Below are 9,359 nucleotides of genomic sequence, written 5' to 3'. Positions count from 1 at the left end.
GGAAAATTTAAAGTGAAGGTAGCCAAAATAATTAGGGATACCAGACCAAGTTTGATGGTCCTAATACTAAAATGGATGAAGTAGACATTAAATGCTAAGTGGTTAATGTGTTTTCCATATTGAACTTATAGCACATAGCTTTGATATAGAAGTTTGGGTAACGTTATGATAGTAATTTATATAATTCTATGTGCAATCTTTATAGCTGTTTTAGACAGTTCATTAGACTCTTAATTATAGGATATGTTTAACTGAGGAAAGATTTTCATAAATGTTGAAGTGAATAAGTTGTAGTATTTATGTTTTTTCCCTGAGTTGTAAAATTTCAGAATGAGAGAGACCGGTAATTTGAGCTATAACATCTATAGGGACACTGGCCTTGAGTGAGTTTTTGGCTACTTCAATATCCCTTTCTTTGCGACCTTCCACTCTGCCTTTTTCATGGCCGATTTGGATGCCTTCTTGTTTAGCATCATCAAGTTTTTGAGCAAGGACAGCCTGTTCATCAAGAATACGCTTTATTTCTTGTTCATAAGCAATAAATTCTTTTTCTGACCAGTTGAATCTATTTAGCTCTTCATAGGCCTTTTTAATTATTAGATCACTACCTATTATTTTTTCCAGCTCTTCTTCACTAGTCTCATCTGCATATTTGAAGAAGTAAACCCATTTCTCGACTATACTTGAAAGCTGATCCTCTTTGGTTTTTGGAAATTTTGGCAATTCAATAAATATAAAATAAAAATCTTTTAGATCATGCTCATTAGTCTCTTCATCCCGAATAGTATGCTTTGATTTATACTCAGCCTTATCCGGAAACAGTATACAATCTGCTATAGCAATAAAGATAATTTCCTTAAGGTCTTGGTATTGATCACCTTTATCAGCTTGTCTTGAGTAAGCTTTAGCAGCATAGTATTGGGCACGTTTTTCGAAGCCTTTGGTTTTAGCGACCTGCATTTCAACTATCACCTGCAGCCCATTTTCATCTCTACAAAGAACATCAACAATGCTCTGCTTTTTAGAAGCAATATCAGGGTCTTGAATAGTACTTAAGAACTCTATATCCTTTATTGTACTTTTGCCAGTGAAGCCAAGAATATCATTAATGAAGTGAATGAGGATGTCTTTATTCTTTTCAGTACCAAAGATGCGCTTGAACGATATATCATTTTTTGGATCGAGAAACTTAGAAAGAGCCATAATAAGTAAACCTATAGGACGTTAACAGTTATACACAATCCTGAAGAAATATTCAACTCTTTTGTTTTTCTAAGTTCTGAATATGTTGGTAAAAAAACAGCCTTCATAGATAACCATAGAATAGCATTTTGTACTTTAACGTTTTTTTTACCAACTCTTCTATAAAGCACCTTAAAAGCCTAGATGCTATAGAGATACGCTCTCTCGATACAATTCTATTTTTCAAAATAGTAAAAACTTTTTACATAAAAAATCAGTCTGATTAAAATATCTATTAATATCTTTACTTCTTGATGAAAAAACAAGTAAAAAAGATTGAAAAATTGATTTGACTTCACTCGAAAGCTATGGCTTTATGCCAATGCTGATAAAAAACAGCAGTAAATAATTAAAAACAATTTGTTATTAACGAGGAGTATATTTTATGAATAATAGTGAAAAACTTACAGAAGAAATAGAGAGAGTACTACAAAGCGGAGGAGGAAGTGCTTTATTTGATCGTGAGATAGTGTCAGTGCTTCTAGGAGCAGTTCACGACAGAAAGCAAGCACAAGATGTTACTCAAACTCTAATGGATAACTGCCCAGGAATAGGAGAAATTTTGGGACGAGAAATCGATGATCTGAAAATGATAGAAGGAATGACCGAACATGCAGCTGCAGCAATTGAATGTGTAAAAGAAGCTTATAAAAGAGCACTCAGAGAAGGATTAAAGAGAGGCCCAGTAATGGATAGCCAAGAGAAGCTGATAGAGTATGTAAGGGTAAACATAGGCTTTTCAGCAAAAGAAGCTGTCCTGATAATATACTTGGATAAACAGCACCGTCTGATAAGAGATGAAGTGTATTTTGGTACAATAGATGAGGTGCACCTATCTGAAAGGAAAGTGGTAAAAAAGGCATTATCAATGGAGGCAGCATCGATAATATTAGCTCACAACCATCCAGGAGGGAGTTTAGAACCATCAGAAGATGATAAAGTTATGACTAGAGAATTAGTGTCAGCATGTCAAGGGGTGGGAATTGAGCTAGAGGATCACATTATTGTGACGGACAAAGGATATTGCAGCTTTAAGGAAAGAGAGCTGCTATAAAGATGGATGCCAAATTTTTCAGGTTTGGGAAGTTTGGCTACCACTGCTAGTGGAAACAATACGAAATATGAATATAAGTGCTTTAAGAAAAGCGTATTTCTATAGCTGAGATTTGGAAAAAGACATAACAAAAGTTGTAAAACATACAAGATCTTTGTATAACTTGCATGTTAAGTTATAATAAACGAATAAAAGCCCAAAAAGCTCTATTCTTTTGTTATAAATAGTTGCAAACCATACAAGATCTTTCTAATATTTGTATATTAAGTTAATAGTAAAGCAATAAATTGCGCTATAGACTTAGATAATATGCTTAATATAGGAGGCTTATATGGCTAGTAAAAAAATTACAATGGTTCGAAAAGACCCAAGTAAAAAGAATCACAAGTTCAATATTAACCGCAAGTTATTGGGTAAAATATTTAGTGCTCTTGAGGGCATTGATATACAACCGTCTAACTTTGTGAGCAAAATTAATAACCAGAATCCTGGAGGTACAATGCCTTCCCCTAGTAGAGATGGTCGCGAAAACCAAATAAACTTCGAAGAAGGACTTGACCGTATTTATGGCACAAAACCAGCAAGTAATCAAGAAGATTATCCAGAGGGGTTAAATCCATTTGCCTCAGGCCTGCAAAAAATAAAGCTAAGTGCAAGGGAAAATAAAAAGTTGAGCTGGTTTAAAAGTGCAGTGGTAAAAGCAGGCAGCCCAAAAGAGATGCATAAGGTTGTGGATCAAGCTCTATCTGCTGGAATAAGGATAAATGCATGTCATGAAGGAGAATGGAGTTTTTCCGAGTATGTGATATTAGGCACACATTTTCACAAAGTCAAAAAAGGTGAACTAAAAAAAATAATGCGTGAATTAATGCTGAAGGGTGCAGAGTTTCATGACAGGCTATTGCAGAATGAGCTGGTAGGTGAAACTTATAACGAACTGCAAAAAGAGGTGCAGCCACAGCTAGACAAGCAACTTGAAGAACTGAGGAAAGTCGGTGAAAGTGCTGTTCAAAAAGGAGCTGTAATAGATGTGGAAATAGACAATACAACATCGTATACGGAATTTTCTGAGGGTAGCACAGTAGAGCCTGCAAAAGTAATAGAAGGCTTAGGTCTAAACAGATGTAACATCATAAAAATAGGCAATAGAGAATTTGAAGTCAAAAACGAGAAAGGAGGTGAGAGAAATTACACTGATATATCGGACAATAGCGTTTTTGAGGTAACATTTCCAACAAGCATTGGTGGACTAAGAGTTATACTGTACCACAAAGCAGACCAAGTACAGGTAAGAGTAGCAGATACAGAAATGTGGTCTGAACTACAAAAAAGAGGTGAAATAATAGGAAAAGGTTGCCTCTTTGGGGGAACGACAGTCAAAGAAGCTGTAGAAAGAGGAAGTTTCACAAGAAGTGGCATGTGGAGTAAAGAGCAGGCCAAAGAGGAGATAAGGGCGGATCACTCAAGTGAAACACTGTTGTGGGTAAATAGGGCATGTGGAGGTAGCCAAGAAGCATTTAGGAAACGTTAAACAAAGGACTTCCTTCTCAAATTGGACTGCGTAAAAGCTTTATATAAATCGCAGTCCAAGCCGAGCTCTTCCAATAAACATAAGCTAAATTTAATCTTTTGACAAAGTAGGTTATAGCAAAAAGCCTATTAACAGGGTATACATGTTTATTTCCGTAAAACCGTTGCAGCATGGCAAATATCTCTATAAGATACAAAATAGCGCAAAAAGTAAGAAGCTGGAGGTTAAAAAGAAAATATACCGTAAAAGACTTAGCAAGCAAAACAGGTATAAACTATCATACGCTGCGAAGATATGAACTAGGGGTATGTGGCATTCCAGATGAAGAGTTACAAACAATAGCAGACGCATTATCAGTTAGTTTTAGTGATCTACTTCCTAGACAAAAAGTACTCAAAGAAAATCGTTGTTGTGATAAGACTCAATGGATGTCCAATTTTATAGAAAAAACAAGGGGACGCAAGGCAATCTACGCATTAACCAAATCTATCCGAGCTGAGGAAGAAAGTGCTATAAAAGCAGCAAGAATAAGAATGGCAAAAAATATGCTCAAGTTAGAATTTGATGCTGATATTATCTACCGAGCAACAGGCTTATCAGTTGATGAATATGAAAATAAAGAAGAAAAAAGTTCTAAGCGTTCCAACAAGAGGGATGGAATGAAAAAGTGGAGGATAATACGGGGATATACTCAAGAGGAATTAGCGAAGGAGCTTGGTATAGGAGGTCCACAGATACATTACTATGAACAAGGAAGCACCATGTTCGGTGAGAGGTTATGGGAAATAGCAAGAAAATTATCAGTGAATGCTGAAGATCTGGTAGCGGAAGAAAACTGTTGTGAAGACGAAGATACAGATAGTGAAGGAGAAAAAGAGCTATTAAGCTGGGCGAGAGAGTTAAAAAAAATTAACAATCAAGAATCACAAGATGAACTGGATATATGGGTAGAATTTTTATTGCAAAGAAAGCGAATTTACAAAGAAAAGATTGATAAAATAGAGGGAATCAAAGTAGCAAATAATCTACTTATACTAGGTGTTTCTGCTGATGCTATTTCTTCAATAACTAGCTTGACTGTTGAGGAAATTGCGCAACTTACGCTCCCAACGGAATTAAAACTATGATAATTTACATAATATATTATGATATAGATGAAGATAGTTAATCTATTTAAGATTTCTCTGAAGTTTTGCTTGCGGCTTTTTCTTTTACCGGTTCAACCGATACATCTTGAATTTCCTCTTCCGGCTTGTTTGGTTCGGCTACTTCTTTAGATTCTGCTGCTAATTTGCGTTGTTTGATAAACTTCTTCAATGTTTTGACTGCGATAAAGTTTATACTGAAAACACATGCAGAAGTTACTGCTAATGCTGGAAAGGGGTTCAAATTGAACATTGGTAAAATTGCTACAATCGTGCCAGATGTCAGTAAAAATGCTAACTTTTTGCTTCCAATGATCTTATTTTTTTTAACCTTGATTGGATTTAGGCTCTTGATTTTTTTCTTGAACTTCTTGAACATGCCGCCCTTTTTGATTGTTTTTTCTTTAGGTTCAGTTCTTAAGCTTCTGATTTTCTCTTTTGCCTTTTGAAAGCTACCTCTGAAGCTGATGCCTCTCTTTAAGCCTTTTCCTTCTAAATCCTTTTGTTTTTCTTCAGTGGGCTTTTCAACTTTAGCTGTAGGATTTTGAATTTTTACCGGAACTTCAGAGCGTTGTTTTTTTGGCGAGACTATATTCTGTAGGCCTTTTTTAGCTTTTTTGTATAACTTCTTTATTTTATTTGGCACTTTTAAAATCACAAAATTTATCTATTAATTCCTGATTGTCCTTTATCATTGCATTCGCCTCTTGCTGCAGATATTTAATATTTTTAGGTGTTATATTATCCATCTCAGGTGATGCTACTTTTAATTGCGATTGTATTCGTATATATTTATCAGCTATAACTTGATCAAGTTGGTAATTTACTGCATCTAAACTTGAGGCAAACATTACGTTCAACAGCGGTTTTATCCAACCTATCTTTCCAAATCTCCTTGAGTTAGAATACCCTATACTTCTATCTGTTCTGCCAGTACCTATCGATAACAGTAGAATATCATCATTAGGAAATAATCTCTTACCACTTGCATATGCACAAGCCGCTGGATTATTGGCAAATACCCCGCCATCCACTAGTACCATTTCCTTTTGGTTGATTTTAAGATATTTAGGTATAAAGTAAGTAGGTGCTGCAGTTGTAGCTCGTAATGCATCTTTCAATTTGATAAAATTTCTATCTTCTTTCCAGCTTTTAAAGAAGAAGGGATAATTGTTCTTAATATCATAGCTTGTAAGCATTAAATTATTTGTTGCATCTGCAAGAGTAGAATCACCAAAATATCTATTCAGAACGCATTCAATATTTTTGCATGAATACTGTGCACAATTTAGCCAGGAAAATATTGATCTTCTGAAAAATGAAGACTTAAAGATATGTGGCCCGTCTTTCTGATATAGATCAACTAAGTCGAGAGCAGAGTATTGTTTATTACATAATCCGGCAACGATAATACCACCTGTAGAAGTTCCGACCATTAAGTCAAACATTTGAGAGATTGGCTTTTTTGTTCTATACTCTATTTCAGCTAAAACAATAGCAGGTATAATACCTCTTATACCTCCACCGTCGACTGAAAGAATATATTTGGCCATGTTTAGATATTTATTGATTTTTTTAACTTGTTTGCTTTTATCAGGTTGTGTTTCTTGTTCAAGTACTACTGTATGTTTCACTCCTAGAGAAAATTGCACCAATCTAATAATTGATTCTGTGGGTCATGCTAAAAAATCCGTGTTGGTTCAGGCATATCAATTTACTTCAAAGCCTATTGCACAATCTTTAATTAGAGCAAAAAAACGTGGTGTTGATATTAGGGTTATCCTAGATGAATCACAGGTCAGCTCAAAATACAGTGTCATCAATGAATTATTTAGGCAAAAAATACCGATATACATAGACTATAGACCTGCAATTTCACACAGCAAAATTATGATTATTGATGAGCAAAAAATCATAACAGGATCTTTCAATTTCTCTGACGCTGCGCAGAAAAGAAACGCTGAGAATCTACTAATTATAACAGGCGATCCTTCATTAGTTGAGCAATACGTTGAAAATTAGAGAGATCGTCAATCCCAATCTGATGCTTACACACCAAAAGTAGAAGAATAATTACTTTAAATCAGCTTTAAATTCGTCCAATTCCTCAGAAAGATTTTTTACCCGCTCTTCCAGACGATATACCGTAACGGTCAATCCGTTGTTCTGCTCTATAAATTTATCATGCATGTGAACCCGTAAATCTAGCTTGGCAAGCCACCAAATTGTTGCTACGGTCTGTATTAACATCGTTACAATTACTGTAATTGGGATTTTTTGATTTTGCATGGATATAAATTTATTATGAATAATTGCTTGTAGCAAACTACTTCTCTGACTTATACTGTTCTTCAGCATTTGCAAGTAGCTTTATGATTTTATCGTAATCTTTGTTATTTTTATCGTGTCGTGACTCTACTACAGCCATATTTCTAGGTCTTCTTCCATCTTTAGCTGTAGCAGTGGGATCTGCACCCTTGTCTAATAAAAGCTTAACAACCTCTAAATGGCCTTTATCTGCAGCATGGTGCAAGGCTGTCCATCCCATATATCCACCTGTGACACTTATATCAGCTCCTTCCTCTACAAGAAACTTTACAACTTGCAGACACCCTGAACCAGATGAATAATGCAAAGCTCTCATCATAGGAATTTGTGTGTTAATATCTAATAGGTTTTTTACTGAAAATTCTGTGACTGCTAAACTGCAGTTCTTAGAAGCAATTTGTAATATTGTTTTATAATTGTCTATAGCTTTTGCTTTCATATAGCAACAGGTAATAATAACACATACTACTGTTACTATAAACCACCAAAAATGTAGCTTATTTCTTGAGTCTCTGTTCATATTCAATACTTTTTTCAACATTAAACATTTGGTTTACTGATTTTTTCTTAACGTTGATGCTGATAACACAGTGCGATAACCTGAACTATCTAACACATGTTCTGCTCTGTCAATTACCCATTCACCGTCTATATCTTGATGAAACCCTAACAAGCTAAGTTTCGCCTCTGCAAATAGTTCTGGATTACCAGGCATAGTGATGTCTAACACTGCATTATTTCGCTTTAGTTGTTTTAACTTAGTATTTGCTGCACTTAGTGCTGATTCTACATTAGAGTAAAGTGTTTGTATAGTATAACTTGGACTACCAGAGCCAACTGTTTCTGATATAGTTTCACCCCTTTCATAGCTATGCCATTTTGCAACCACTGAGTTGTACCTACTCACAGTAAAATGCACTTTCCAATTTATCGTGTCTTGAGGTCTAATAGCTGTTGTTCCTAAAGCTTTTCCAGTTGCCGACTTTGCTTTGCCTTTTGGAATAAAGAGTATGTATCTTCCAGCTAGCTTTGCCATTGCTTCGCGTTCTATTGCTATTTTTGTTAGTAAACTTATATCACTTTCTTCTATTTGGTTAATATGTAGAATCAACACATTTTCAAATTCTTCTGCAACTTTGCACCCATATCCGTGTTTTTCTGCTATTTCCTTAACCAAGTTACCTAGAGTAATTTGATGCCATTCTTTAGATACTTTTTCTTTTAATGAGAGTCTTAAATTTGTTGCATGAGCCTTTATTAGTAAGGTTTTAGGTGGACTTTGCACTGTAATTTCATTAACTGTATATACACCCATTGGCAACACATCTGTTTCTCTATAACCTAGAGCAATGTTTAATTCATTTGGAATATCTATGTCTTCGTCCCTATAATCAACATGTACTTCAACTACATCGTCTATTGTCCCAGATTCATCGGTAAGGCGCAATGATATGACTCTATCTTTAATTGATTCACATTTATCTATTATAAAATCTGGCTGCATTTATTCCCAGACCTTTAATTTTGACTTTTGTACTGGTTTCTGAATAGTAGGAAGCTTTATCTTTAATCCTGCAGGCAAAAAGCTTCCGTATTCTGCCAAACCTAAGTTCTCTGCTAGTACTAATTCCACTACTCCATCCGTAAATCCGTAATGTTTCCAGCAAATCAGATCTAGCATTTCTCCTTCTTTGGCTAAGTAATATATAATCATCTATAGCTTTTCAAACTCAAACTAAATTCAACTTTTCTTGGTAGTCCACTAGGTAAAAAATACATCTGCTTTTCTTCTAACCTGGTAATTACGAACTGTCCTAAAATATTACCTAAACTATCTACTAAAACATGTGGTTTTTCAGCTTCTTTCATATTCTTTAATTGATTTAGCCCATTGAGATTATGTAGATAAATCGTTCCTTCTAAATCTATATCTTCTATACCTTGACCGATATTTTGTAATAGTGGCATATTTTCAATACACTCAATTGTGCTCCAACGATTTTCTCTATTATACTTTAAACTTGTTGGAACAAATTTATACGGGCCAAGAGACAACATT

Annotated in this window: 12 protein-coding genes; 4 read left to right on the top strand and 8 right to left on the bottom strand. The window is 34.9% G+C overall.

What is annotated here, in order from left to right; genetic code table 11:
* Nucleotides 1-297 precede the first annotated feature (297 nt).
* Entirely contained in the window at nt 298-1,203 is a 906-nt protein-coding gene (locus OPR28_RS01695; protein WP_265023375.1) for an Rpn family recombination-promoting nuclease/putative transposase, read from the bottom strand.
* Nucleotides 1,204-1,627: 424 nt separating this feature from the next.
* Between OPR28_RS01695 and OPR28_RS01690 the strand changes: the two genes are divergently transcribed.
* The 3 genes from OPR28_RS01690 to wmk all read left to right on the top strand — a co-directional run bounded on the left by OPR28_RS01690 (nt 1,628) and on the right by wmk (nt 4,954).
* Nucleotides 1,628-2,296: a JAB domain-containing protein gene (locus tag OPR28_RS01690; protein ID WP_265023374.1), complete on the top strand. Its 669-nt coding sequence runs from the start codon at nt 1,628-1,630 to the stop codon at nt 2,294-2,296.
* 331 nt (nt 2,297-2,627) lie between these two features.
* The gene (locus tag OPR28_RS01685; protein ID WP_265023373.1) at nt 2,628-3,827 is read left to right on the top strand and encodes a hypothetical protein; all 1,200 of its coding nucleotides are present in this window, start codon (nt 2,628-2,630) and stop codon (nt 3,825-3,827) included.
* A 170-nt stretch (nt 3,828-3,997) separates the two neighbouring features.
* Entirely contained in the window at nt 3,998-4,954 is a 957-nt protein-coding gene (wmk, locus tag OPR28_RS01680) for a WO male-killing family protein Wmk (protein ID WP_265023372.1), read from the top strand.
* Between the two features lie 46 nt (nt 4,955-5,000).
* Here wmk and OPR28_RS01675 read toward each other — a convergent pair whose 3' ends face one another.
* On the bottom strand, nt 5,001-5,618 hold the full coding sequence (locus tag OPR28_RS01675) for a hypothetical protein (protein WP_265023371.1): 618 nt from the start codon (nt 5,616-5,618) through the stop codon (nt 5,001-5,003).
* Nucleotides 5,608-6,525, bottom strand: a complete 918-nt coding sequence (locus tag OPR28_RS01670) for a patatin-like phospholipase family protein (protein ID WP_265023370.1) — start codon at nt 6,523-6,525, stop codon at nt 5,608-5,610. Before OPR28_RS01670 ends, OPR28_RS01675 begins: the two co-directional genes overlap by 11 nt.
* Between OPR28_RS01670 and OPR28_RS01665 the strand changes: the two genes are divergently transcribed.
* Nucleotides 6,524-6,994, top strand: coding sequence for a phospholipase D family nuclease (locus tag OPR28_RS01665; protein WP_265023369.1), 471 nt, complete (start codon nt 6,524-6,526; stop codon nt 6,992-6,994). The genes OPR28_RS01670 and OPR28_RS01665 overlap by 2 nt on opposite strands.
* A gap of 51 nt (nt 6,995-7,045) precedes the next feature.
* Here the strand turns inward: OPR28_RS01665 and OPR28_RS01660 are convergent, their stop codons facing one another.
* The 5 genes from OPR28_RS01660 to OPR28_RS01640 all read right to left on the bottom strand — a co-directional run bounded on the left by OPR28_RS01660 (nt 7,046) and on the right by OPR28_RS01640 (nt 9,358).
* Nucleotides 7,046-7,261 carry a hypothetical protein gene (locus OPR28_RS01660; RefSeq protein WP_265023753.1) on the bottom strand — a complete coding sequence of 72 codons (216 nt, stop codon included), beginning with the start codon at nt 7,259-7,261 and terminating at the stop codon, nt 7,046-7,048.
* A gap of 37 nt (nt 7,262-7,298) precedes the next feature.
* Nucleotides 7,299-7,739: an ankyrin repeat domain-containing protein gene (locus OPR28_RS01655; RefSeq protein ID WP_320157038.1), complete on the bottom strand. Its 441-nt coding sequence runs from the start codon at nt 7,737-7,739 to the stop codon at nt 7,299-7,301.
* Nucleotides 7,740-7,853: 114 nt separating this feature from the next.
* Nucleotides 7,854-8,804, bottom strand: coding sequence for a contractile injection system protein, VgrG/Pvc8 family (locus tag OPR28_RS01650; protein ID WP_265023367.1), 951 nt, complete (start codon nt 8,802-8,804; stop codon nt 7,854-7,856).
* The gene (locus tag OPR28_RS01645; RefSeq protein ID WP_208571687.1) at nt 8,805-9,014 is read right to left on the bottom strand and encodes a tail protein X; all 210 of its coding nucleotides are present in this window, start codon (nt 9,012-9,014) and stop codon (nt 8,805-8,807) included.
* Nucleotides 9,011-9,358, bottom strand: a complete 348-nt coding sequence (locus OPR28_RS01640) for a phage tail protein (RefSeq protein ID WP_265023366.1) — start codon at nt 9,356-9,358, stop codon at nt 9,011-9,013. Before OPR28_RS01640 ends, OPR28_RS01645 begins: the two co-directional genes overlap by 4 nt.
* Nucleotide 9,359: the final 1 nt, after the last annotated feature.

Origin of the sequence: Wolbachia endosymbiont (group A) of Epistrophe grossularia, assembly GCF_947251435.1 — a bacterium.
GTDB classification, from domain to species: Bacteria; Pseudomonadota; Alphaproteobacteria; order Rickettsiales; family Anaplasmataceae; genus Wolbachia; species Wolbachia pipientis.
Note: the sequence above shows the minus strand (reverse complement) of the source record. Positions and strands in the feature narration are given on the sequence as shown.

Coding starts and splice junctions, on each gene's coding strand:
- OPR28_RS01665 (WP_265023369.1), top strand. CDS start 6,524: ATGTTTAGATATTTATTGATTTTTTTAACTTGTTTGCTTTTATCAGGT.
- OPR28_RS01660 (WP_265023753.1), bottom strand. CDS start 7,261: ATGCAAAATCAAAAAATCCCAATTACAGTAATTGTAACGATGTTAATA.
- wmk (WP_265023372.1), top strand. CDS start 3,998: ATGGCAAATATCTCTATAAGATACAAAATAGCGCAAAAAGTAAGAAGC.
- OPR28_RS01655 (WP_320157038.1), bottom strand. CDS start 7,739: ATGAAAGCAAAAGCTATAGACAATTATAAAACAATATTACAAATTGCT.
- OPR28_RS01695 (WP_265023375.1), bottom strand. CDS start 1,203: ATGGCTCTTTCTAAGTTTCTCGATCCAAAAAATGATATATCGTTCAAG.
- OPR28_RS01685 (WP_265023373.1), top strand. CDS start 2,628: ATGGCTAGTAAAAAAATTACAATGGTTCGAAAAGACCCAAGTAAAAAG.
- OPR28_RS01640 (WP_265023366.1), bottom strand. CDS start 9,358: ATGTTGTCTCTTGGCCCGTATAAATTTGTTCCAACAAGTTTAAAGTAT.
- OPR28_RS01670 (WP_265023370.1), bottom strand. CDS start 6,525: ATGGCCAAATATATTCTTTCAGTCGACGGTGGAGGTATAAGAGGTATT.
- OPR28_RS01650 (WP_265023367.1), bottom strand. CDS start 8,804: ATGCAGCCAGATTTTATAATAGATAAATGTGAATCAATTAAAGATAGA.
- OPR28_RS01645 (WP_208571687.1), bottom strand. CDS start 9,014: ATGATTATATATTACTTAGCCAAAGAAGGAGAAATGCTAGATCTGATT.
- OPR28_RS01690 (WP_265023374.1), top strand. CDS start 1,628: ATGAATAATAGTGAAAAACTTACAGAAGAAATAGAGAGAGTACTACAA.